Annotated in this window: 17 protein-coding genes; 8 read left to right on the plus strand and 9 right to left on the minus strand. The window is 69.1% G+C overall.

Annotated features, from left to right (window positions below; genetic code table 11):
* Window positions 1-35 precede the first annotated feature (35 nt).
* Window positions 36-1,430 (plus strand): methyltransferase domain-containing protein, encoded by a 1,395-nt coding sequence (locus LXT23_RS50350; RefSeq protein WP_323378884.1) that lies wholly within the window; start codon window positions 36-38, stop codon window positions 1,428-1,430.
* 33 nt (window positions 1,431-1,463) lie between these two features.
* Window positions 1,464-3,026: a glycosyltransferase family 87 protein gene (locus tag LXT23_RS10765; protein WP_253980027.1), complete on the plus strand. Its 1,563-nt coding sequence runs from the start codon at window positions 1,464-1,466 to the stop codon at window positions 3,024-3,026.
* 11 nt (window positions 3,027-3,037) lie between these two features.
* Here the strand turns inward: LXT23_RS10765 and LXT23_RS10770 are convergent, their stop codons facing one another.
* From LXT23_RS10770 to LXT23_RS10785, 4 genes are read right to left on the minus strand one after another with little or no spacing between them, the layout of a single operon-like run.
* Entirely contained in the window at window positions 3,038-5,272 is a 2,235-nt protein-coding gene (locus LXT23_RS10770) for a S8/S53 family peptidase (RefSeq protein WP_253980028.1), read from the minus strand.
* Window positions 5,273-5,302: 30 nt separating this feature from the next.
* Complete coding sequence (locus LXT23_RS10775) at window positions 5,303-8,047, minus strand: CHAT domain-containing protein (RefSeq protein WP_253980029.1); 2,745 nt, start codon at window positions 8,045-8,047, stop codon at window positions 5,303-5,305.
* Window positions 8,044-8,883 (minus strand): hypothetical protein, encoded by an 840-nt coding sequence (locus LXT23_RS10780; RefSeq protein WP_253980030.1) that lies wholly within the window; start codon window positions 8,881-8,883, stop codon window positions 8,044-8,046. Before LXT23_RS10780 ends, LXT23_RS10775 begins: the two co-directional genes overlap by 4 nt.
* Window positions 8,880-9,542, minus strand: coding sequence for an RNA polymerase sigma factor (locus LXT23_RS10785; protein WP_253980031.1), 663 nt, complete (start codon window positions 9,540-9,542; stop codon window positions 8,880-8,882). Before LXT23_RS10785 ends, LXT23_RS10780 begins: the two co-directional genes overlap by 4 nt.
* A 139-nt stretch (window positions 9,543-9,681) precedes the next feature.
* On the opposite strand from LXT23_RS10785, the gene LXT23_RS10790 reads away from it, so the two are divergent.
* A complete protein-coding gene (locus LXT23_RS10790; RefSeq protein WP_253980032.1) occupies window positions 9,682-10,977 on the plus strand; it encodes a trypsin-like serine peptidase in 1,296 nt (431 codons plus the stop codon).
* A 61-nt stretch (window positions 10,978-11,038) separates the two neighbouring features.
* Here the strand turns inward: LXT23_RS10790 and LXT23_RS10795 are convergent, their stop codons facing one another.
* Window positions 11,039-12,874 (minus strand): vWA domain-containing protein, encoded by a 1,836-nt coding sequence (locus tag LXT23_RS10795; RefSeq protein WP_253980033.1) that lies wholly within the window; start codon window positions 12,872-12,874, stop codon window positions 11,039-11,041.
* A gap of 236 nt (window positions 12,875-13,110) precedes the next feature.
* Here LXT23_RS10795 and LXT23_RS10800 point away from each other — a divergent pair, with 236 nt between their 5' ends.
* From LXT23_RS10800 to LXT23_RS10810, 3 genes are all read left to right on the plus strand, one after another.
* Entirely contained in the window at window positions 13,111-13,857 is a 747-nt protein-coding gene (locus LXT23_RS10800; RefSeq protein ID WP_253980034.1) for a carboxylesterase family protein, read from the plus strand.
* 18 nt (window positions 13,858-13,875) lie between these two features.
* Window positions 13,876-15,294, plus strand: a complete 1,419-nt coding sequence (locus LXT23_RS10805) for a glycoside hydrolase family 16 protein (RefSeq protein ID WP_253980035.1) — start codon at window positions 13,876-13,878, stop codon at window positions 15,292-15,294.
* 303 nt (window positions 15,295-15,597) lie between these two features.
* Complete coding sequence (locus tag LXT23_RS10810; protein ID WP_253980036.1) at window positions 15,598-15,894, plus strand: FruA-associating protein, FapA; 297 nt, start codon at window positions 15,598-15,600, stop codon at window positions 15,892-15,894.
* A gap of 44 nt (window positions 15,895-15,938) precedes the next feature.
* On the opposite strand, the gene LXT23_RS10815 is transcribed toward LXT23_RS10810, so the two are convergent.
* From LXT23_RS10815 to LXT23_RS10825, 3 genes are all read right to left on the minus strand, one after another.
* Window positions 15,939-17,717, minus strand: coding sequence for an ABC transporter ATP-binding protein (locus LXT23_RS10815; RefSeq protein ID WP_253980037.1), 1,779 nt, complete (start codon window positions 17,715-17,717; stop codon window positions 15,939-15,941).
* Window positions 17,717-19,522 (minus strand): ABC transporter ATP-binding protein, encoded by a 1,806-nt coding sequence (locus LXT23_RS10820; RefSeq protein ID WP_253980038.1) that lies wholly within the window; start codon window positions 19,520-19,522, stop codon window positions 17,717-17,719. Before LXT23_RS10820 ends, LXT23_RS10815 begins: the two co-directional genes overlap by 1 nt.
* Before the next feature lie 163 nt (window positions 19,523-19,685).
* Window positions 19,686-20,498 (minus strand): helix-turn-helix transcriptional regulator, encoded by an 813-nt coding sequence (locus LXT23_RS10825; RefSeq protein ID WP_253980039.1) that lies wholly within the window; start codon window positions 20,496-20,498, stop codon window positions 19,686-19,688.
* A 126-nt stretch (window positions 20,499-20,624) separates the two neighbouring features.
* On the opposite strand from LXT23_RS10825, the gene LXT23_RS10830 reads away from it, so the two are divergent.
* The gene (locus LXT23_RS10830) at window positions 20,625-20,762 is read left to right on the plus strand and encodes a hypothetical protein (RefSeq protein ID WP_253980040.1); all 138 of its coding nucleotides are present in this window, start codon (window positions 20,625-20,627) and stop codon (window positions 20,760-20,762) included.
* Here LXT23_RS10830 and LXT23_RS10835 read toward each other — a convergent pair.
* Complete coding sequence (locus LXT23_RS10835; protein WP_253980041.1) at window positions 20,740-21,345, minus strand: Crp/Fnr family transcriptional regulator; 606 nt, start codon at window positions 21,343-21,345, stop codon at window positions 20,740-20,742. The genes LXT23_RS10830 and LXT23_RS10835 overlap by 23 nt on opposite strands.
* A 337-nt stretch (window positions 21,346-21,682) precedes the next feature.
* Between LXT23_RS10835 and LXT23_RS10840 the strand changes: the two genes are divergently transcribed.
* Complete coding sequence (locus tag LXT23_RS10840; protein ID WP_253980042.1) at window positions 21,683-24,439, plus strand: ELWxxDGT repeat protein; 2,757 nt, start codon at window positions 21,683-21,685, stop codon at window positions 24,437-24,439.
* Window positions 24,440-24,568: the final 129 nt, after the last annotated feature.

The following is a 24,568-nucleotide window of genomic DNA, read 5'->3' on the forward strand; positions in this document are numbered from 1 at the left end:
CAATCGGGAACCTGGCGACCCGATATCTCAAGTGGATGTTCCTGCTGCGGGCCGGCCATGTGCTGGCGCCCAGCCGCAAGCTGTTCCTGGCCTTCCTGGCGTCCTTCGTGGGCAACCTCACGCCGTTCTACGTCCTGTATGTCCTGAGGATCGCGCCGCTCCGGGAGCGGTTCATGCGGGCGCTCGCGCTGCTGCTGGCGGACCTGGCCACGGACGCGGTGGCGATTGGCGTCCTCGCGTATGCCGCGTCCTACTCGCTGGTGGGGGGCGCGGCCGTCGTCTTCGTGGCGGGGGCGTTCGCCCTGGCGCTGTTCCCCACCAAGAGCCGGGCGCGCCGGATTGGCGTGCTGCCCCTGGCCACCAGCCTGCTGTTCGCGCAGAGCTTCGCCATCCTCATCTGGAGCGTCACCGGCCTGTCCCTGTGGGGCACGCTGCGGCTGTTCGGCGTGGAGGTCGCCCTCCCGGAGGCGGTGCGCATCTACGCCGCCAGCCATGCGCAGGGCGCCGCGTCACTCGCCTGGCCGGGCTTCCTGATGGTGGGGCGCGGGATGATCTCCATGCTCGTCCAGCTCGGCGTGTCCGCGGAGGTCGCCGTCTACTCCACGGCGCTGGTGCGGGCCTTCACCTACTGGCTCGTCATCGCGGGGGCCCTGTGGGCGCTGGTGCGGCTGCGCCAGCAGGTGCGCCGTGAGTCGGCGGAGGCCAACCACTTCGATGTGATTGCGGACGAATACAAATCCAACGTGCCGGAGCACATCCGCCTGAGGCTGCTCAGCCGGAAGATCGAATTGAACCAGGACCACCTGCCACGTCAGGAATATGTGCGCGGGATTGACGCCGGCTGCGGTCAGGGTTGGTATCTCAAGGAGATGCTGTCCCGGGGGTATCACGTCGAAGGGATTGACTTCTCAGAGAACCAGGTGAAGCAGGCCCGGAAGTATCTGGGCTCGGATGGGAACCTGGTGCGTCAGGGCTCCATCGCGGCGCTGCCCTTCGAGGATGGCTCGCAGGACTTCGTCTATGCGGTGAACGTCATCCACCACCTGCCAGACGAGCACCGGCAGCAGCAGGCCTTCAAGGAAGTGCAGCGGGTGTTGCGGCCCGGGGGCCGCTTCCTGGTGCACGAGATGAATGTGAACAACCCGCTGTTCCGCTTCTACATGAGCTACATCTTTCCGCTCATCAAGGACATCGATGACGGCACGGAGGTGTGGCTCAAGGAGACCAGCGGTCCGTTCAGCGAGGGTTGGAAGCTGGTGAAGACGGAGTACCGGACCTTCCTGCCGGACTTCGTGCCGGAGTTCGCCTACCGGCGGCTGTGGGGCGTGGAGCGGTGCCTGGAGCGCAGCCGCCACGCGGCGCCGTTTTCGGCTCACGTCACCTTCGTGCTGGAGAAGGCCGCTCCGGCCGACGTCAGTCCCGGCCAGTAGCGTCCACGCCTTCCAAGACAGAGAGCGTCCGCCATGTCCGCGCAGTCCGCCGCATTCCGTTCCTCGCTCAACGCCGGCTCGGCGTTGATGGCGGGGTTTGTCACGGGGCTCCTGGCGCCCCTGCTGGTCGTGCTGCTGGTGTTGCTGGGAGTGCCCTTCGGCGCGGCCCTTCCGGTGGGGCTCGTGGCCGGTGCGCTGTCGTTCTTCTTCCTGGTGCCGCGGGTCCCCACCGAGTGGGTGGCCTGGCTGCGCGGCAGGTCCCGGACGGCCTTCGTCCTGCTGGGGCTGGCGTCGCTCCTGGTGGTGGTGGCGATGGCGCGGCTGGGCGTCTTCATGCTCGACCCGCACCAGAAGCAGTACTCGCTGACTCCGAAGGTGGAGTTCATGGTGAAGCACACCTGCCTGTCGGGCTACCTGAGCGCCGCCGTGCTCGCGGAGCAGGGGAAGGAGAACCTCTTCATCCTCAGCCACTACAAGTCGCCCGAGCTGGACGCGGTGCTCCCGGCGGTGGAGCCGCTGGAGCGCGACTACTACGCGTATCCGCCCCAGTTCCTGCTGCTGCCGAAGCTGATGCTGAGCATCAGCCGCGACTTCTTCTCGCTGCGGGCGGGCTGGTACGTCCTCTACACCGCCGCCGCGCTGCTCTCGATGCTCTTCGTGGCGTCCTGGGTGGGCGGGCGCGAGGGCGCGGTGCTGGGCGGGCTGACGCCGGTGGTGTGGCTGTCGCTGCCCACGCTGGTGAACGTGCAGCTGGGCAACATCCACCTGCTCGTCTACGGCCTGTGCCTGGGCGGGATGATTGCGTTCGACAGGAAGCGCCATGCGCTGGGCGGGGCGCTGCTGGCGTTCGCCATCCTCGCGAAGATCTTCCCGGGAGTGCTCGGCATCTACCTGCTGGTCCAGCGGCGATGGAAGGACGCGCTGTGGACGACGGGCTTCGGCGCGCTCTACACGGTGCTCGCGTTCCTGGTCGTCGGTGAGAAGCCCTTCGTGGACTACCTCACCAGCGCGGTGCCGCGCATCTCCAGCGGAGAGCTGTTCGACTTCGTGTGGAACTTCACGCCGGCCATCCTGGTGAACTACTCGCCGTTCGGCGTGCCCTTCAAACTGCAGCTCGTGGGGGTGCGGATCGCGGACCCGCTCGCCGTCGCTCGCGCCATCATCGCGGTGTACTCGCTGCTGGTCGTGGCGCTGGCCGTGGTGGTGGCGCACCGGCTCTACAAGCGCGAGGCGGGAGGAGAGGCGGGCTCCCACTTCAGGCTGACCCAGCTGGTGGTGTGGCTGGCGCTGCTGAGCCTGTCCTCCTTCCGGAGCCCGTTCGCGCCGTGGACGTACTGCGCGGTGGGCGGGGTGTGGCTGTTCGCGGCCTATACGCCCCTGCTGCGCTCCGGTGCGCGGTACCTCGTGCCCTTCGTCCTCGGGTGGTTCGTCATCTCCATCTACGGGCCGCCGATTGTGGGCCCCATGGTGGCCTTCACCCTGGTGGCGCAGACGGTGCTGTACGTGACGGGGTTCTGGCTTGCCGTGAAGGTGAGCGCACCGGCGGCGGAGCCGGCGCGCGTTCCCGGCAACGTGGGGTCGGCGACCCTGGGCTGAGGCCCCGCGCGCTACTGCAGGAGCAGCTCGCTGGAAGTGGAGTACGGGACGCCCACCTCCTCACCGCGCAACATGAGCTCCGCGCTGTCGATGGGGAGCCAGGCCGGGTCGATGGGAATCCCGGTCACCTTGACCTCGTCGCCCCCGGTGAGGGTGGGCTGCCCCGCGCGCTCCATCACCCCGGAGATGTCCAGCTCGTACCTGCCGTTGAGCAGCAGCGTGGGTGAGTCCAGGCTCCGGGTCACGTACTCGCTGTCGATGCTGAGGTAGAGGGTCGCGGTGGGCGCGAGGGCGAGGGCCTCGTTCGTGTCGACCTCCATCAGGCAGCAGGTGCAGGGATTCTTGCTCGGCTGCGGGTTCGTCCAGGGCCGGAGCGGGATGCCGTAGTACTGGCGGAACGGGCAGACCGTCTCATCGTAGGCCCAGCGGTTGGAGCGCAGCGCGCTCTGGCGGCAGATGGGCAGCGGAGGTAGCGCCACGTTGAGCGCCGAGCCGTCGACGGTGCGGGTGAGCTTCGACTCGATGCTGTTCCTCGTGGCCGTATCCAAGGTCGGCAGAGGCGAGCCATGCGCGGGCCGCGGGGCTGGCGGGGGCGGCAGGAGTGACGGGCAGTGCTGGGAGACGACGCCCTTGCAGGCGGCCTCCAGGGCCCGGAAGAGGGAGACACGGCCGATGACGCGGCGCGGGTCCGAGGAGGGCCATGGGCAAGGGAGTCCGCCCAGGCAGAAGTCCGCGGGGGTGCCCAGGGGGACCGAGCCCTGGCGTACGCGCTCCATGAGTTCGGGCCCGGAGAGGTCGGGCCGGTAACCCCAGCTGGTGGCGGCCACTCCGGACACCACCGCCGTGGACACGGACGTCCCGGTGAGGATGTCCGTGGGCTGGAGCCTGCCGAACACGTCGGTGTCCGACGCCAGCGCATGCGCTCCGGGGGCTGCCAGGCGCGGGCGCCCTCCGGGACGGGTGCTCGCCAGCGGGGCGTCGTCCGCGCGCACTCCGCCCACCGCGTACACCAGGGGCCGGTAGGGCGTCACATTGGCTGGCGGAAAGCGGGGGTAGGCGGTCGGCGCCGGATAGCCCGGGTCCTCGAGCGGCTCGCACTGCGAGTACTCCGGCGCCGGCTTCTGCTCCCACCGGGCGGGGAGCATGGGGCCGTGGACGGTATCCGGTCCGCCCGGGTCGTTGCCTGCCGCGGCGATGACCACGGCTCCACGGCAGACGGCATGGGTGATGGCGGCATGGACGGCACGCACCGGCGCCGGAAGTTGCTCCACCTGATTGCCGTCGTATGCGCCGCCGAAGCGGGCGTCCCAGGCGAGGCTGAGGTTGACGACCAGCCGGGGCTGGGGTGTCGCGGGCTCACCCGGGGGGACGTTCCCCGCGTTGTGGGCGCGCCACTCGGTCACCGCGTTGTGGATGGCCCGCGCGAGCTGCGTCTGCTCTCCGAAGTAGCCGCCATGCGCCAGGTCCCGCACGTTCGGCGTCACCTGGGGGAGCGACAGGTGGTTGGACACCTGGGCAATGCAGACCGGGCTGCCGTCCGGACAGCCCAGCTCGCGCACGACGCGGCCCATCGCATGCCCATGTCCGAGCCGGTCCTCCACTGCCTCGCCCCCGCTGTAGCGGTGCGGCGAGGAGTCCACCACCGCGACGCGCACCTCGACAGGGGGGAGCGTCGCGCCCGTGGGGAGGACGGCCAGCCGCTCGGTCTGCGCATGGAAGTCCTTCTGCAGCATCTGCCAGGCGGCCTTGACGGTGGCGCTCGTCCCCAGGGGCGCCACCACCTGACAGTCGGGGTCGATTCTCACCGTCCGCCCGTCCACGGCCGACTTCAGCGCCGCTACCGCCAGCGGTGGGGGGAGGCCGCTTCCCGAGGACACCCAGTCGTAGGAACAGAAGGGCGCGAGTCCGGGGGGCAGCGCCCACTGTCCCTTCGTGGCCGCGAACAGCCGGGCCTCGACCCACTGGCCTGCCGAGCCGGAGGGGCCCGGCGGGCAGCTGGAGATGTCCGGCTTCAGGACGGCAATCCACCGGCTGCTCGGGCACGCCGCTTCGGGCGCGATGGCTGGCGAGACGGCAACGCAGGTCCCTCCATTCGCGGCGGGGCAGGGCGGCGTCCCGGCATCCGAAGCGAGCTCCTGACGCGCCAGGGGCGGGCGCCCTTCTGCTTCCGGGGCTGTCCCCGAGGGCATACAGGCCGCGACCCCGAAGGCCAGGGTGATGGCAAGCAGACGGCGGGTGGGGTCCATGCGTGTGTCTCCAGGAGGGAGGGGTGTGGCTCAGGGAACGAGTGCGCGGAAGGCGGCCCAGTCCGACTCCGGCCGGCGGGCGCGAAGCTCGAGCTGGGCGTGGCGGAGCGCCTCCGGCAGCCCGGTGGCGGTGAAGGGCCCGTCGTGGCGGTAGAGCGCTCGCATCAGCTCCATGGCGTGCGCGTCGTCCACCTCGCGCCAGGCGGCCACGGCCCCGTGTGCGCCGGCGGCCAGGAAGGCCTGTGCCAGTCCCAGGCCCTCCACGGGAGAGTCCTGGGCCGCGAGGACCGTCTCGCAGCCCGAGAGCACCACCCAGGAGGGAACGCGACGCAGGGCCAGCACGTCGCCCACCGTCAGCTGTCCCTCGTGCAGGGGCATCACGCTCTCCCAACCGCCGAGCCCGGCGAAGCGCCCATGCCCGGCGTAGTGGAAGAGCTCCGCGCGCTCGAGCGCGGCGCGAACGCCCGCCCCCGTCGCGGCGGGGCCCGACTGCACCTGGACCTGCCAGTCCTCGCGCAGCGCCGCGTGGACGAGCCGCGCCTCTTCTCGCGCCTGGGGGAGGTTGCCTTCGGGGTCGGCGACGATGAGCGCGGTGCGCTCGCGGGGGGCTGCCTCGGCCGGCTCCGGCCTCGCCAGGTCCAGCGCGTAGGCCACGGGACGCCCCGCGACCAGCGCGTCCGCGCCGAAGGGCAGGGCATGGAAGTCCACCGCGCGAAGCACTCCGTAGGGAACCAGGGTGACGCGACGGGCCGCGAGGAGCTCCTCGCGAAAGGGCTCCAGCAGGGTGGCGGCCAGCACCTCGGGCGAAGCACCGGGCGCGACGGGCTCGAGGAAGCGGGCCTTCACGGTGTGCTCGGCGGCCGCGAAGCCAATCCACCCTCGTGGCGCAGGGTAGTAGACGAGCCACAGCTCCCCGGGAGCGGGACGGGGACGCGTGCCCTGCGGAGAGCGCGTCGCGGAGGCGGCGGGCACGAGGAGGGTGAAGGACTCCTCCAGGAGCGCCCGCAGTCGTTCGTCCCGCAGTCGCCGGGCCTGGCGGACCTCCGCGAGGCGGGCCGTGGACAGCCGCCAGTCCCGCGCGGCCTCTTCGTCCAGGGCTTCGCGCTCCTGGCGGTAGGCGGCGAGGGCGGTGTCCCACCGGGCTCGCTCCGCTGCCGGGAGGTGCGTCACTCGGTCCGAGAGCCGCACGGCCTCGAGCACCCGTGCTCGCGCGCGCCGGGCCGCCTCCAGGGCCTCCGTGACGTGTCCTGTCCTCACCGCGAGCGCGACGTACGCACGGCTGCCGCGCTCGCGCTCACGCAGGAAGACGTGCCGGCCCTCCATGAGCGGCACCCGCAGGGCCTCGCCGTCCAGCAGGGCCTCGGCCCGGGCATGGGCCGCGAGCGCCGTGCGCACGTCCCCGAGCTGCTCCGCCGCCTGGGCCTGGCCGAATGCCGCGCGCCAGCGGGCCTCGGGGGACGCCGAGGCCTCGGCCAGCTCCGCGAGCCGTGCGAAGCGCTGCCGTGCCTGACGCGCCTGTCCCGCGGCCAGGTGGATGCGTCCTTCGAGGTCCAGCCACCACAGGGCGAGGCGGGCTCCCGGCTCGGGGCGTGCGTGGCGGGCCTCACGCAGCCGTGCCGCCGCGGCCCCGGCGCGTCCGGCGTGCAGCTCCGCCAGCGCCAGGTTCACGAGGACATTGGCCTCGTCGTCAGGGCTGGCACACACGCCGCGGTAGAGGGCGAGCGCTTCCTCCAGCGGGGGCACCGGCTCGCCCCGTGGCGCGCCACCGGCCTCCCGCGCGAGCAGCAGTCCCCAGCCGATGTTGGTGAGCAGGTCCGCCTTCTCACAGTCGGAGCCCGCTGTTTCGTCACGCAGCGCTCCCAGCAGCACGAGGGACTCCTCGTCGCGGCCGAGGGACTGAAGCGTCGTCGCCAGCACCTGCCGAACGGCCCGGTGCAGGCGTCCGATGCCCAGCCGCTCCGCGAGCAGCTCCGCCTCGGCGAAGTGCTGGAGCGCGGCGCCGACGTCTCCCGATTCCAGGGCCAGCAGTCCCTCATGGTAGGCCCGCTGGGCGCCCCCCTCGGGATGGTTGCCTTCCATGGAGCCCACGGCCTCGAGCACCTCGCGCGCGTCGGTGAAGCGGCGTCCGTGGTGGATGAGCGTGTAGACGAGGACCATCGCGTCGCTGGCCTCGTCCGAGCGCCGCCCCCCGAGGCGATGGAGCGCCATGGATTCCCTCAGGTGCGCGGCCGCCTCCTCGGCATGGCCCAGCGATAATTCGACGCGGGCCAGCAGGCTCTTCGCCCGCGTGCGCGGGACCTCCGGGAGGGCCGGCGTCTCCTCGCGCAGCAGCTTCGCCGCATCCTCGGCCTTCCCCTCCGCGCGCAGCGCCGTTGCACGCTGGAGGAGCGGCACCTGCTCCGAGTTCCGCACCGGCAGCCGCCAAACCGCCGGGCCCTGGGGCAGGCTCACCGCCAGCACCACCTCCGTGGCTCCGGCCGGCACCACGAAGGTGCAGGCGCGTCCGCCTCGGACTTCGCGCTCTTCCACGGGAAGGCGAGCCCCACCCGCGGAGACGCTCAGCGCCACCTGCTTGGGAACCTCCACCCAGAGCCGGAGGCGGCGGTCTCCGGGCAGCTCACAGACGGGGCCGCTCGTGACGGCTGCGCAGCCGGCGAACCCGACGTGCAGGGAGGGTGGCGGTGGTGGCGCTGCGGCGGGCGGCTGGCTCCGGCACTGACAGGCCCCGCTGGTGAGCAGCAGGCCCAGTGCCAGCAGCAGCGAGGCCCGACTCAAGGGCGGTCCACGAGGAGGAGCTTTTGGGTGAGGAGCTTCCAGGGGCCCTCTTGTGGCGCGCGGCCCTCCTCGACTCCGGCGAGCAGTTCCTCTGGTGCTTCCGGCAGTGTCCCGGGACGGCCTACTGCGATGGCCAGGGTCCACTCGCCCGGCGGAACGGAGAGCAGCTCCTCCACCGGACCGCGAATGCGAACCGCGCCCTCCGCGGAGCGCTCCAGGGGCGGTGTCCAGGCCCGTACCTCGCCCGGCCTCAGGAGGAAGGCGCGCACCTCCACCGCTCCCTCCACCGTTTCTTCCGGGCGCAGGAGCACGTCGAGCCGGGAGCCGGGACCGAGGCGTGGCACGTCCTGCGCCGGCGCCCCGGCGCGCACCGCCTGCTCGCTGGAGACGGACAGGCTGTAGCCCGGCAGGGGAGGTGTCTCCCGGGGGAGGAGCACGAAGAGGAGCGCGGCGGCAGCGGCCATGGCGGCCACCGCCGGCGCGAGCCTCCGCAGGCCCCGTCTGGGCGCGCGTGGGGCCTGGCGGGCGGGAGACTGCGCTTCGCGGGCAGGAGCCAGCGGTTCGCGTGAGAGAAGTGGCGTGCCACCAGCGGTCTGCTCCGCGAGCTCCCGCTCCAGGCGTGCGGCGATGTGCTCCCGCGCTGTCGCATCCAGTGGGCGAAAGGCCTCGTACGCCTCCGCCGCGGACGGCTCCTCCTGGGCAAGCCGCTCCAGCTCCCGCCGCTCGTCCTCCGAGAGCGTCCCTTCCGTGAGCGACTCCCAGCGCCCGTCGCGTGCCTCGGCGCGCTGACGCTCCCGCGCCACGCGGCCCAGCTCCCGGAGAAGTTTGTCGCTCATGGAACGTCACTCACTTTAGGTATTCGCGGCGGGTCCTGTGAATCTGACATGAGCTCCGCGCCGAGCCGCCGGCTCAGCCGCCCCAGCCGGCTCTGCCAGGCGTAGACGGCATCCCGGCTCATGCCCATCTGCTCGCAGACCTCGGGTACCGAGCGCTGGTGGATGAAGATGGCCTCGAAGAGGGACAGGCCCAGGGGGCTGAGCTCCTCGCGCAGGCGGTCCAGGAGCGCTTCCAGCATCTGCTGGGACTCCAGCCGCAGCTCCACGCTGGAGTCTTCCGCGGGGGAGTCGAGCTCCTCCAGCAAGGTCGGGTCCTCCGTCCAGGGGCTGCGGCACGTCGTCCGGAGGATGGAGGCCACCTGCCGCTCGGCGACGAAGCCGACGAAGTTGGCCAGCGTCAGCCCACGCTCGGGCCTCCACGCTCGCAGCGCCCTGCCCTGGTCGGCGAAGAGGGCGGCGAACACGTCCTGAGTCAGGTCGGCGACTTCCTGGCGGATGTTCCGCCCGCTCGCGGCCGAGGCCCGGCGCAGCAGGGCTCGCGCCACGCGGGACTGGATGACGGGGGTGAGCATGTCCACCAGGGACCGCAGCGCCTCGCCATCCCGGGCGAGTGCTCGCTCCACCAGCTCCGCGGTCCCCTCCGTCACGCTGCGAGTCATGGAATTCAGGGGACTCTAGATGTGGCGACGCGCGAGTGTCCACCGGGTGGACGGAGTGGAGCCCTGCTGTTTCTCGCAACGGCATGTCGGATCTTCCGGCGCCGACGCGAAAAGCCTTCTGTACTCGCAAGGAGGCTTCATGTCCGTTTCTTCGTCACACGTTCATCGTCGATACATCCGTACGTCGGCTGCACTCTCCCTCGTCGCGGGCCTCGTCGGCTTCGCGTCCCCCGCGGAGGCCACCGACGAGCGCGACATCGTCGAGAGCCCCATCGTGTTTCCGTGGCACACCATCGTGAAGGTGAAGATCGGCCCCGTGGGCGGAGGCCGCGGCAGCGGTGGGCTCATCGCGGGCTGCACCGTCCTGACCAACGGACACGTGGTCTGGAACGGTCAGACGGGCACGTGGCGCGAGATTGCATCGGTGCATCCCGGCAGCTACTACAGCGAGGTGCAGGGCGCGAGCGTCGACCCCTTCGGGAGCAGGTCGGACTCGGGGCTCGCCACCAACACCCGGTGGGTCGCCACGCTCGACAGCAAGTACGACTACGGCGCCATCTTCGTGTCGAGCTCGTTCGGCAGCATGGGCATCAACACCTATATCCCCGTCGCATTCGAGGAGGAGCCCGGCTTCATCAACCTGTCGGGCTACCCCTCCGAGGACCTGCCTCTCGCGGGGGTCGGCATGGCGCAGGAGCAGTGGCGCGGGTTCGGTGACGTCGGCCTCTACGAGTCACGCAAGATGTATTACGACGCGACCTCGACGGGAGGCGCCAGCGGCAGCCCGGTCTGGGTGTATTACAGCAGCACGAACGAGCGATACATCGTCGGCGTCAACCGGGGCCACAGCAGCACCTGGGATGGCATTGGCACCCGCATGGTTTCCGAGAACCAGCAGGTCGTCGAGGCCTGGATGAACAGGGCGTGTATCGTCGGAGTCGGCGCTCCCGGAGCCGGTCAGCTGCAGCCGCAGCTGTCCCTCAGCGCGCTGCTGCTGAATCGGAAGACGCTGCGGGGCGTCCCCATCCCGCTGCATCCGCCGGCCTACTTCCGCCTGGTGAACCCGCCCAGCAACCGCAATGACCTCCTTCCGAAGCGTGAGGTCCTGCAGGTCATCGAGGGCAAGTACTACCGCTGGCAGGAGTTCCACGCGCCGGGCGAGAGCGTCCATGGGAGCCAGGAGGGCGCGCCCGATTCGCAGCCCGCGCCCACCCGCTTCATCCGCCTCGTGGCCCCCGAGAGCCGCTGGCTCACGGCCGAGGAGGCCTCGGTGGTCCTCTCGGCGTCGCTGCTCTGGATGAAGGCCGCGCAGCCGACGAACCCGGTCCTCGACTTCACGGCGTCGTCGCCGGTCCAGGCCGTGCTGCCCCCCGCGCCGCTCCCGGTCTTCGACGACCCCACCCGGCCGGAAGTCGGAGTCCAGAGCTCGAACTGACGAAGGAAGTGACCTCCTCCACGGGGAGCACCCGTGGAGGAGGGGAGTCGTCCGCGCGTCGCTACTGCACCAGCCGGCGGATGTCGCCGCAGGCGATGTAGGAGCTGCCGTTGGCCATGGTGATGATCTCGTCCACCACGTAGAGGACGTTCTCCTCGCGGATTTCACGCGGGAAGCGGATGTTGAGGTTCGGGTCGTACCCGTCCGACACCACTCGGGCGCGCAGCTTGCTGCCCTCCTTGACGCACTGGACGATGACCCCCGTGCCCACGCTGTTCGTCGTGGGCAGGTCCGCCGCCGAGCTGGCCGTCACCTTCGAGGCCGTGGGCTTGCCCGTCTTGGCGGGGGCCGCCTCCTGCTTGCGTGCTGACCGCTGCTGTCCCGGCGCCGCCAGCCGCTTGATGTTGCCCACCACCCGGTAGAAGGTGCCGTCTCCGGAGGTCTCCAGCTTCTCCACCACGTAGCGCACGCCCTCCTCGCGCGCGCTCCGGGGGAACTGCACGTTGAAGCTCGCGTCATACCCCGGGGAGACGGTGTGTACGCGCAGCTTGCCGCCCTCGCGCACGCACTCCAGCACGATGCCACCGCCCGCGTCGCTCACGGCCTCCAGGCTGTCCGCCGAGCCTCCCGCCGTCCCGCGCAGCGCCAGGTCTCCACGGGTGCGCGTGCCGGCCTGATACGACTGGTCTCTCAGCTCCTTGCGGAGCACGGCATCGTAGGTGCGCGACTCCAGCCGCTGCGCGTAGTGCGACAGCTGCTCCACCTCCTCGGCGAGCTCGTACGAGGCCTTGTCCAGGAGGGACGACAGCTCGGAGATGACCTCGCGCAGACGCTTGGAGGCCGAAGCCAGCTCGCCCTTGTCGGCCAGCTCGATGGCCTGGTCCTTCACGCGCGCGATGCGCAGGCGGCTCGTCTGGGCCAGCACGTTCCTGTCCGCCGCCACCGCCGCCGACTCGGCGGCCGGGGCCAGCTGCGCGAGGATGGGCACTTCGCCCGTCACCTCCCGTACGCTCCCGTCCACCACCACCTGTGCCTTGAACACCAGCGTGGCGAGCGTCGTCGGACCGGCCGACGACGGGGCCGCTACCGACAGCTCCGCCGCGAGCTGCCGTGGCTCCGTGGCGTACACGTCGCCCAGGCCCACGGACACCTCCTGGCCCCGCGCTTCGGTGCGGTAGCGGTTGAGCACGCTCGCCACCTTGACCGTGGGGGCGGGTTTCAGCACCACCTCCAGGTTCTGCGCCACCAGCGAGCCCAGGCCCTCCATCTCGATGCGGAACACCCCCGCGGCGTCCTCGGGCGACTGGATGTAATAGAAGTGCCCCTCGCCGGCATTGGCCATGCCGATGAGCAGGTCCTCGTTGAAGTTGGCGCCGAAGCCCAGCGTCGTGGTGATGATGCCCGCGTTGGACTTCTCCCGCGCCATGTTGATGAGCTGGCCCGGGTCCGTGATGCCCGCGTTGGCCTGCCCATCGGTGAGCAGCAGCACGCGGTTGATTCCCTCGGCGGACAGCTGGCTCTTCACGTGCTCCACGCCCTTGAGCCACCCGCCACTCAGGTTGGTGCAGCCGCCCGCGTTGACCCGGGCGAGCACCTTGCCGATGGCCGCCTTGTCCTTGACCTTCACCGGGGCGAGCACCGTGGCCACCGCGTCGTCATAGGTGACGACGGACAGCGTGTCCTCGGGGCGCATGCGCTCCACCAGCTCGTGCGAGGCCTGGATGGCATTCTTCAGCGGCGCACCCGCCATGGAGCCCGAGCGGTCGATGACGAGCCCCAGGTTGAGCGAGCGTCGCGTGGACGCCGTACCCTCCGAGGAGAACGTCACCAGCAGATCGACCTTGGACGACGCCCCCATGGGGAGCACGGGGTGGCTGAGCGTATAGGTAGCCTTCAAGTCGGAGCCTTTCGTGAGGAACAAAAGGCAGCCTATGCCAACCCCCTGTCAGACGTCATGACACGAGCGCTCGTGGGCGGGTGGCCGCCTGGGTTGCCGTGCCCGCACGCCAGGGGCGCCGTTGTCTCCACTGAATCTAGATTTATCTGTCTAGACTGCAACTCAATCAATTCATGGAATAAGTGTAACTTGGTAACTAAAGTATCGACGTCCCCCATCGTTGGAGAGGAGTCGCTATGTCGACATCGCAGCGCATCTTGTTGGGTTGGGTCCTGCTCTTCGCGCAGGGCTCGTTGGCCGCGCAGGGGCAGATCCTGGCGCGTCCCAGGACCACCGTTCAGGGCATCAACTACGGTTACTGGGAGTACCTGCCGCAGGACTATGACGACAATTCCGAGGCGACCTATCCGCTGGTGATCTTCCTGGGAGGCCTGGGGCAGGAGGGCGATGGGACGGCCGCCGGCCTCGAGAGGCTCATGGAGGTCACCGCTCCGCCCCGCCTCATCCGGAATGGACGCCACTTCCCGTTCATCCTCATTTCGCCCCAGCGGTTCAATGCCTGGTGGGGGAACAGTGAGATTGACGGCATCATCGAGTTCGCCAAGCGCCGCTACCGCGTGGACCCGAGCCGCATCTATCTGACGGGGCTCTCGGCGGGGGCTGTCGTCACCTGGTCCTACGCGGTGGCCTTTCCCCAGAAGCTCGCGGCCATCGTTCCCATCGCGGGGAATGGCAACGGGATTGCCATCTGCAACATGTGGAACGTCCCGGTGTGGGCCTTCCATGGCACGGCGGATGGAACCGTGTCTCAGTGGGGGTCCATCGAACCTGTCAACAAGCTCAACAACGTCTGCAATCCCGCGGCGAACCCGCCGGCCCAGCTCACGCTGTATCAGGGCGTGGGGCATGACTCCTGGTCCCGGACCTACAGCGGTTCAGCGGGCCATGACATCTACACGTGGATGTTGAGCCACTCGCTCTGACGGGAGTTTGGAGAAAAAATGAAACGAAAACTCACAGCTCTGGCCGCGGCAGGGGTCGTGCTTCTCGGGTTCGGAGCGGTCAGCGCCAGCGCAGCTTTTGCCAACTTCAGCGTCATCACGTCCAACGTCACCGTGACGGGCAACACTGCCGTGGCTACCGCTTCCATCTCCGCGTCCGTGCGCGAGCAGGTTGAGGAGTACAAGGTCTGTGTGAACCCCTACAGCGGTGGAGCGCTGGACTTCTCGAAGCGCACGAACGTCTATATCAACACCTCCGCTGAGGGGGGCACCTCCTACACCTCGGCGTCCAAGACGTTCGCCAACGGGACGTATCAGTACGCTCCCTGTGTCCTGAATGATGGTGTCTGGTACGTCCTCGGTGGGACTCCCTACAAGACCTTCACCGTTCCCCAGACCACGCCCCCTCCGGGCTCTGTGACATTCACGGAAAACAGCCTGTCGGCGACGGTCAACGGGACCTCGGTCACCGTGAACGGCAACATCAAGGCTTCCAGCTCGGTCACCGTGCAGGAAGTCGGGATCTTCGCCACCCACACTGACGGCACGGTCTACGACATCGCCAAGCAGACCAACGTGGTTGTCCCTACCACGGGCCTCGCGCTCACCGGCACGATGACAGTCAAGCCCGGGACCTACACCTACGCTCTGTTTGTCGGGTACAACAACACGTGGCCGGACATGCCGGACAAGTCCTTCACCGTGAGCGGAACCACCCCGCCGCCCACGTCGAGGGCACCTGTCGGTAACCTCCCCGGCTGGACTCAGAACATGGTCCAGGACTTTGACACCGCGGCGTCAACGGGAACCGGTACTGGCTCGTTCATGCGCACCTACGAGAACTCGTGGCGGCCCTACGATGACGCCGGTATCTACTGGCCTCGCGCGCTCATCAACGCCCATGACGGGATGATGGACATCAACCTCGATGGTGACCGCGGTGCTGCGGGTGTGTTCGGTCCTCCGGACCGCGCCTGGGGACACCTGTACGGGCGCTACTCGATCCGCTTCAAGGCGGTTGACGCCGAGGGCAACGGAACGGCGATGATGGTCTGGCCTGCGTCTGACTACTGGTCGGACGGGGAGATAGACTTCCCCGAGGGGCCGCTCGACGGCTACTTCAACATCTATCACCACCCGACCCCTTGTGATGACGACGACGGCGACCCGATACCGCACTGCGGCTCCTCGGACAGCCTGACCAACATCGCCACCTTCGAGGACTGGCACGTCGCCACGACCGAGTGGACCCCCACGAGCGTCAAGTATTACGTGGACGGAGCGCTGGTGAAGACGGTCACCCACGACATCCCTAACACCCACCACCGCTGGACGATTCAGGTCGCGCCGGACCGCTCGAACGCTCAGCCGGGACACCTGCTGATCGACTGGGTGACCAGCTACACCTACACCCCGTAACAACTGCCTGCCAAACCAGGAGGGACCGAGCATGGCGCTCGGTCCCTCTTCCATGTGGGGCGCTGCAATGGCAAAGCCACTGGCCGGCCAGAAGGTCTTCCCGGTCGAGGTGGAGGCCTGGGCCTCGCTGCTTCATCGGCCCCTGTGTCTTTGGAATCGGATGACTGGAGTTTCGGAACTCGGATTCCCGGGGAAGGAGGTGCCCCCGGAGAGGGTGGAACTGTCAGCGAGTGCTCAGCAGCTGGCTTCTCATTGCCCGAGCGGACAGATGCTGGCCCTGGCGGCCGTGGCAACCATCCGACCATGCACACGACCCATGAGCAGGTAGGAATCGAGCAGCTGACGTCGGCGGACCTCGCAGCCCTGGAGACCTGGGCTCCCAGCCAGGTGAAGCTCACTTCGAGCATGACAGCCCGGCTGTGGTTGCAGACCCGCCTCCGCCTCACCCAGGCCCAGAAGGAGCTCCACGATGCCATCTTCGCCCTCGATGGCACCGACGCGAGCCTCGACCGCTTTGCCAGCGCGCGGGCGGAGCTCGACTCGGCCGAGGCGTGGGCCCTGCATGTCGCCAAGGCCCGCTACAAGCGCGACCAGGGCTGACGGGTGGCGCTCGGGCAGGGTGCTGGCGACGATGGCCATCTGCTTCAGGCTGGCTTCTCGGTTGCTCGGGGTGGGGCGCTCGCCGCGAGCCGCCAGCCCTTGGCGCGCTCCTGCTCCCGCCAGAGCGCCGCGTAGACGCCGCGCTTCGCGAGCAGTTCCTCGTGTGTGCCAGCCTCCGCGACACGCCCCTTGTCGAGCACGACGATGCGGTGCGCCCGCCGCACCGTGCGCAGGCGATGGGCAATCACGACGACAGTCTTCCTCTTGACCAGCTCGTCGATCGCCCGCTGGATCTCGGCCTCCGCCGACGCATCGACCGAGGCGGTCGCCTCGTCGAGGAGCACGATGGGGGCGTCCTTGAGGATGGCGCGCGCGATGGACAGGCGCTGGCGCTCGCCACCCGAGAGGGTTCCGCCTCCTTCGCCGAGGAGGGTGTCGTAGCCGTTCGGCAAGGCCGTGATGAAGTCGTGGGCGCGCGCGGCCTTCGCTGCACGCTCGACTTCTTCGAGTGAAGCGTCGGGCCGCCCGACGCGGAGGTTCTCCAGGATGGTCCCGGAGAAGAGGACGACGTCCTGGAACACCATCGCGATGTGCTGGTGCAGCTCCTCGAACGGGATGTCGCGGATGTCGACGCCGCCGATGCGGATGGCTCCCGGGCGCGGGATGTCCCACAGGCGCGCCATGAGGTGGACCAGCGTCGACTTGCCCGAGCCCGAAGCGCCGACGAGCGCGGTGAGCGAGCGCGCGGGGAACGTCGCCGAGACGCCGTCGAGCACGAGCTCGTCTTCGTAGGCGAAGGACACGGAGTCGACCTCCACCTCGAATGTCTGGATCGACGCCGCTCGTGCGGATGACTCCGCAAGCGGCTTCTCCGCCAGCAGCCGGTCGACGCGGCCGAGCGCGCGCTGAGACGCTCGAAGCATGAGCAGCGCCACACCGAGATCCGCCACCTGGCGCACGACACCCACCGTCACGATGAGAAAGACGAGCAGCACCCCGGGCTCGATCGAGTCGCGCAGCGCCAGTGCGCTTCCCGCGTACGCCACCGCGACGAAGCTCACCTCGACGACGAAACCGAACACGGCGAGCAGCGGAGAGGGCCAGACCTCGGAGCGGATGAGGGCGTCACGCAGGCGCTCCATTGCGTTGACAAAGCGCTGGTAGGCCTCGCCGTGCCGGCCGAACGCGCGAAGCACGGCGATGCCCTGCACGTATTCGACGATGCGCGCGCTCACGTCTGAAGCCGCCTCGAGCACGGCCTCGAACTCGCGGACGAAGAGGGGCGTGGTCGCAGCCAGCACGAGGAGCGCCACCGGTAGCGCGGCGAGGATGACGAGTCCCAGTCGCCAATCCAGGAAGCTGAGACCGAGGCCGACCAGCATCGGGAGTGCGAAGCTCGACGTGAAGATGCCGATGGTGTGAGACCAGACGTCCTCGACGAGCGCGACGTCGGTGGTGAGCACGCCCGCCAGCTCACCGCTCCTTCGCTGGGTGAAGAACCCCATGGGCAGGCGTCGCAGATGGTCGGCTGTGCGGATGCGCGCTTGCCCCATGAGCGAGTGCGCGGCGATGAAGATATTGGACATCGCCCCGATCGAGAACACGAGGCGCAGAAGCACCGAGAGCGCGATGCCACCGGTGATCCACCACATCAGGTGCATCGACAGGCGGCGCTCGAGCACTTCGCGAACGAAGAAGGTGACCAGGGCGTAGGGCGTGGCGATCGCGAGCGCTTCGCCAAATGCGAAGAAGAGGCCGCGCCGGAGACGTGCGTCCCTGCGGCCCGCGAGCCGCTCGCCGAGTGTGAAGATCTCCCCGAGCATCACCCCACCTCCTTCGCGACAGCGGGTCCACCAGGTTCACCCAGCGACCAGTCGAGGGCTTCGGTGTGGCTGCGCCAGAGCTGTTGGTACAGCGGGCAGCGCCCGAGCAGCTCGTCGTGCGTGCCCTGGTCCTTCACCCGGCCTCCGTCGAGGACGACGATGTGGTCGGCGGAGGCGATCGTCGAGAGCCGGTGTGCGACGACGAGCACCGTCCGCCCCCCGCACAGCTTGGCCAGCGCCTCCTGGATGCGTGCTTCGTTCTCGGGGTCGGCGAAGGCCGTCGCCTCATCGAGCAGCAGCACCGGCGCGTCCTTAAGGAGCGCGCGAGCGATGGACAGGCGCTGCTTCTCGCCTCCCGAGAGGCGTGCGCCGCGCTCACCGAGCAGCGTTTCGTACTTCCTGGGGAGCGCCTGGATGAAGTCGTACGCACGCGCGGCGCGACACGCGGCATCGAGCTGCGCATCGGTGGCATCGGGACGGGCGAGACGAAGGTTCTCGCGAACGGTGCCGTGAAAGAGGAACACGTCCTGGAAGACCATCGAGATGCGCGAGAGCAGCTCATCGAGCGTGAGTGCGCGCACGTCGACGCCGCCGAGCTGGACCGCGCCACTTGTCGCGTCCCATAGCCGGAGCACGAGCCGCACGAGCGTCGTCTTGCCTGCACCCGAGGGGCCGACCAGCGCCGTGACCTTGCCCGCTGGCGCTTCGAAGGAGACGTCGTGGAGGACCTCCGCGGCGCCGTCCTCGTAACGGAAGCCGACGCCACGGAACGCGACGCCATCGTGCGCGGGCCGCGCGGCGCTGGCAGGAGTCTCGAGGTCCGGCGCGGCGAGCATGGCCTGGATGCGAGCGTTGCCTGCCTGGATGCGGTCGACGTTGCCCCACGCGAATATCAGCCGCATCATCGACATGAGGAGCTGTGGCCCGAGCACGAGGAAGAGCACGAGCGACTCGAGCGAGAGGGTGCCGCGCGTGTAGAGCCAGCCGCCCATGGGCACGAGGACGACGAGGCTCGACCCGATGAGCGCGCCGAACGCGCCGTAGCCGCGGCCGTTGGTGCGCATGAACCCCTCCGTCCACGTGAGCCCCGCTTCGATGGAGCGCGAGAGCTCGCTGAAGCGCTGCGCGGACAGGCCGAAGGTCTTGATGACGTGGATGCCCCGGAGGTACTCGAGCAGCGAGCGGTTCATCCGGCTCTGGAGCTCGTCCCACTGCAGATTCGCCTTGCCGACATCTCGCATGGCGACCGACATCGCCAGAATGGCGAGTGGCGCCATCACGATGCTGGCGAGGGCCATGCGCCAATCGACCCACAGGAGGGCAATGGCCGTCGCGAGCGGGACGACGAGCGCGGTGACCGCATCCGGGAGGTAATGAGCGACGAACCCTTCGATCTGGTTCACGTCGTCCATCAGCGTCTTCTTCAGCTCCCCGGCGCCACGACGGCTGAAGAACGAGAGCGGAACGGCGCCGAGCTTCTTCGCGAGCCGCAGGCGCAGCTCATGAAGGAGGCGGAACGCCGCGACGTGCGCCAGCATGTGCGCGGCGGAGACGAGGATGTAGCGCAACGCGAGCGCACCCGCGGCGAGGAGGGCGAGCGAGCGAACCGCGGCGAGGTCCGGCGGCGCTGCGTAGATCGAGGTCGCCATGCGCGCGACGACGAAGAACGGCACCAGCGCGAGGGCTGCTGCCAACGTCGACGAGAGTGCGGCTCCGGCGACGAACAGTGCTTGTGGCCCGAGGAGCGCCTTGAGGCCCGCGAGCGAGCGTTCCTCGGCCTTGGAGGCGGGGAGGTCGGTACTCATGCCCGCCTCCCTTCATGGATGGTGATGCGAATGGCTCGCGGGGTGTTCCAGGGGTTCGACCCGGCTGTCACTGCCGGGCCAGCCGACATGCGGTGCGGAGGGCGTTCACTCGGTTCCATGGGGCCGAGGAAACGCCAGGGCAGGCACCGGGGATTGTATATTTTTACCCGTGGACCGAGACGTGGTCGGTGCCCGCGACACGCTTCGCGAGATATTCGCGCGGGCTCGAGCCGGAGAGTGACCGGAACTCGCGAAGGAAGTGGGCCTGGTCGAAGTAGCCGTGCTCGGCGGCCAACGCGGCGCCACGCAAGGAGCCCTGCTCGAGGTCGCGTAGCACCGCTCGAAACCGTCGGACACGCCAGAATGTCTTCGGACTCAAGCCGACTTCTTCGCGAAACAAGGCCAGGAGGCGCTTCGGAGAGAGCCCCGTCCGGCGATTGACTTCAGCGACCGACGTGAGGTCGGGTTCCTCGAACGCGTCCAGAGACGCACGCAGCGCGGGACTCAGCTCGAAGGAGTGGCGCAGTCGGTGCAGGAGGTGCTCTTCCAGCAGCTGCACTCGCCCGAGCGGGGAGGGCGTCTCCATCAGCCGTTCGTGCAGCGCGCGTGCCGACGCGCCCCATAGCGCATCCAGCGCCAGGGTCTGCTCCGCGAGGGCATTGGCGGGCACGCCGAAGAAGGGGTGCGCGCCACCGGGCTTGAATTCGACGCCGACCGTCGGACCCGGTGGGGGGCCGATGATCAGCGGGGTGCTTCGCGCGCCGCACAAGATGGCACCGGAGACGTCGGCGGCCTCGGTCGTGTGCTCGCCGGAGTAGATGCGCGTCGGGGTCTCATAGAGAGGGACGACGAGGGACTGCGCGCCCGACGGCAGCACACGTTCGCGCGGTGCCTGCGCGACGTAGTCGCCGGACACCCAGAAGGAGTCCACGAACTTGTCGAGCGGCGGCTTCGGGCGGTAGAGCGCGTGGGGCATGGCGCGTGGTGGCTGCTCTTGCAGATGAGAATGAACCCTGCGCATGGCCGGATGATGCGAGCAATCCGCATGATGCTCAAGGCCCGCGGATGGGCCCGCCCCCACTGACCGGCACAGGCTTCGCGTGTGCGGTCGACCATCGAGCTCTTCGGGCTGCCGTGGGGCATCCTCTTCTCCGGGCCCGGGGGCTGGTTCGAGCTGTTCCTGGGTGGCTGGCTCATCGCCAAGGGGTTCCGGACGGTCACTCCTTCCGTCGCGGCGTAGCCGGCTTGCCGCGCGTGGCGATGCGCTTCCGGATGCGGCTCAGCGACTCGGGCTTCACGCCGATGTAGCTGGCCAGCTGGTACTGGGGAATCCGCTGGAGGATGTCCGGCCGTGTCTTCGAGAGCTTGAGGTAGCGCTGCTCCGGGGTATCGGTGAGATGGGAAGCGAGCCGCTCCTGCTGTTCCGCCAGGACCTTCTGCATCGCCATCCGGGAGATGCTCTCGAAGCGAGGGAAGCGTCGGTACAGCTCCCCCTCGCGTTGCTCGGTGCCCACCACCACCGTGGTGTCTTCCGCGCAGACCAGGAAGTGATCCGCCGGGGTCTGGGTCATCATGCTGTGAATCGAGAGGACCCATTCGTTCTCCGTGAAGAACCCGTTGCTCCGCTCTTCACCGTCGACGACGTAGTACTGGCGGACGCAGCCCTGGAGGACGAAGTACGCCTCGGTGCAGACCTGGCCCGCCATGAGCAGGTGAGTGCCCTTCGGACAGGTCTTCACCACCATGCTGTCCAGGATGGCCTGGGCTTCCTCGTCGGACAGAGGAGCGATGCGGCGGAAGTAGTCGATGAGCTTGTGTTTCATGAGAACACTGCGCGACCGGAGGGAACCCCATCAGCTGCTCGTGAAAGTCGTTCCGCTGGAACGTTACCTCGCACGGCGGCACGATGGGGGCGGTATCGCTCCAGAGTTCCTGCCGCAGAAGGCGCAACTTCTTGAGCTTGCTGGGCCTCCCAGGTTGCCCGACGGGCTTCGAACGCGCAGACGTGGGCTGCGCAGCACGGGGGGTGAGCGTCATTGGCGACACCGCCTGACGGCAATCCGTGGCATGTCAGGGTTGCCAGTCCACAACGGTATATGCCTCTGGCGCGGATGCGCCGCCCATCTCGAGGCGGTGTGAGGTCCGCGCACAGGGGAATGCATGACTCGCAGAACTTCGATGCAGCTCGGGGGCGCGCTCGCGCTGCTCGGTGGATGGGTACTGGGTTGTGGTGAGGGGGCGGACGGAATCGAGCAGGGGACCATGGGCAGCGTGTCGCGGAAGGCCTCGCTGCTGGCGCCGGGGACGCCCGAGCTGGTCCGTGACGTGCGGACCACCGCTCCCACGCTGACGGCAAGCTTCTACTTCTCCGGCGAGCTGGATGGAGCGCTCTACTTCCTCGGGAACGACGGCTCCTCGGGTGAAGAGCTGTGGAAGACGGACGGGACGGCGGCGGGCACGGTGCTGGTGAAGGACGTCTGCCCGGGCGCGAACTCCGCGACGATCAACTCCTTCACCCCCATCAATGGGGTGCTGGTCTTCTCCGCCAACGACTGCACCCACGGTCAGGAGTTGTGGAAGACGGATGGGACCGCGGCGGGCACGGTGCTGCTGCGGGACATCCGGCCGGGGCTCGACAGCAGCACTCCGTCGGCGCTCGTTCCCTTCAACGGGGCCCTCTATTTCGTCGCGGACGACGGCTCCACGGGGCGTGAGCTGTGGAAGACGGATGGGACGGTTGCGGGCACTGTTCGCGTCGCCGACGTTCCGTACGGTCCCGGCACCGCGTCTCCGGACAACCTCACCGTCGCGGGCTCCTATCTCTTCTTCACCGGCCAGGATGGGTCCGGGCGTGAGCTGTGGAGGACGGATGGCACCGCCGCGGGCACCCTCCGGGTCCGTGACATCCAGGCTGGTGCGACGGGGTCCACCCCGCAGTACCTGCGGGCGATGAACGGCATCCTCTACTTCTCTGCGGACGCGGGCCTCAGCTCGAGCGGGCGCGAGCTGTGGCGCAGCGACGGGACGAGCGCGGGCACGTACCTGGTGCGGAACATCGAGTCCGGTCAGTACAGCTCGTCGCCGGAGAACCTGGTGGTGATGAACGGACTGCTCTACTTCTCCGCATACGACAGCACCGGTAACCGGGAGCTGTGGCGGAGCGACGGCTCGGAGTCCGGCACGGTGCGGGTCGCGGACATCGTGTCCGGTCAGAATGGCTCCTCCCCGTCGGCGCTCACCGTGGCCGGTAGCGTGCTGTACTTCACCGCGACGGGCGACACGGGCGGCCGGGAGCTGTGGAAGAGCGACGGCACGGCCGCTGGCACCGTGCGGGTGAAGGACATCTTCCCGGGCTCCAGCAGCTCCAGCATCAGCTACCCCACGGGTGTCGGGAACACGGTGTACTTCACCGCGACGGACGGCGTGTCGGGCAAGGAGCTGTGGAAGTCGGACGGCACCGAGGCGGGCACGGTCCTGGTGAAGGACATCTACGTGGGCAGCGGCGCCGGCAATCCCATCAACACCGTCTACGCCCTGGGCTCCCTGTATTTCGCGGCGACCCACGACGGGTCGTCCCGCCGGCTGTGGAAGAGCGATGGGACGGAGGCGGGCACGGTGGCCGTGAGCACCGGCGCCTCGGGCTCGGCCCCCGAGTCCCTCACAGGCATGAATGGAGCGGTGTACTTCACCGCGGATGACGGCGTGAACGGCCGCGAGCTGTGGAAGAGCGACGGCACCTCCACGGGCACGGTGCTCGTCAAGGACGTCCAGGCAGGAGCGCCGGGCAGTCATCCGGAATCCGTCATCCGCCTGGGCAACACGCTCTATTTCGCCGCGAACGATCATTCCAATGGTCGTGAGCTGTGGATGAGCGATGGGACCTCGGCCGGCACGGTCCTCGTGAGGGACATCTGGAGTTCCTTCAGCGGCAGCTTCCCCGGGGGCCTCACGGCGGTGGGGAGCTTCGTCTACTTCTCCGCGGGTGAAAGTCAGTACGGCCGGGAGCTGTGGCGCACGGACGGGACGAGCTCGGGAACGGTGCGCGTGAAGGACATCGCGTATCTCACGGCGTCCTCGCATCCGCAGGAGCTGAAGTCCATCGGCGGGCTGCTCTACTGCGCCGCTGAAACCCCGAGCTTCGGCTCCGAGCTGTGGCGCTCGGATGGGACGAGCTCGGGCACCTTCCAGGTGAAGGATATCGGGGCGGGCGCCTCGGCCTCCGCGCCGCGCGAGGTGACGAGCCTGGGCGGGGTGCTGTACTTCTCCGCGCAGGACTCGGTGGCGGGGCGCGAGCTGTGGAAGAGCGATGGCACCCTCGCGGGCACGGTGCTTGTGGCGGACCTGCGCGCGGGCGTGGCGAGCTCCTCCCCGGAGACGCTCATCGCCGTGGGCTCGGCGCTGTTCTTCATCGCGGATGACGGCGTGAGCGGCCGCGAGCTGTGGAAGACGGATGGCACCGCCGCCGGCACCGTGCAGGTGGCGGACCTGTGGCCGGGGGCGGGGAGCGCCTCGCCGAAGGGGCTCACCGTGCTGAACGGCGTCCTCTACTTCACGGCGGAGGACGGCGTGAGCGGTCGCGAGCTGTGGAAGACGGATGGCACCGCCGCCGGCACCGTCCGCGTGGTGGACCTCCATGCTGGAGCCGCGTCCGGGGTGGGGGCGGTGTCGATGTTGGCCCTGGAGGCGGAGGGGCTGCTGCTGTTCACCGGCTCGGATGGGGTGAGCGGCACGGAGCTGTGGGTGACGGATGGCACGGAGTCCGGCACCTGGCGCGTGGGCGACGTCGCGCCGGGGGCATCCTCCTCCTTCCCGCGCTCCCTGGTGCGTGAGGGGGACACCGTCTTCTTCACTGCGGAGGACGGCATGAGCGGGCGGGAGCTGTGGCGCCTGCCGCTGGTGACCATCGCCAGCCCGTAGGCGGGAAGGCGTCTCGGGGCGGCTGACGTTCGTTCAGCGTCAGCCGCCCCAGGCGTGTGCCCCAAGGGGGCTCAAGCGGCCTGTCCACCGACCGGGAGCATCGCTCGGGCGGCCCCGTCAGCGGCCCTC

Origin of the sequence: Pyxidicoccus xibeiensis (assembly GCF_024198175.1) — a bacterium.
Lineage (GTDB): Bacteria > Myxococcota > Myxococcia > Myxococcales > Myxococcaceae > Myxococcus > Myxococcus xibeiensis.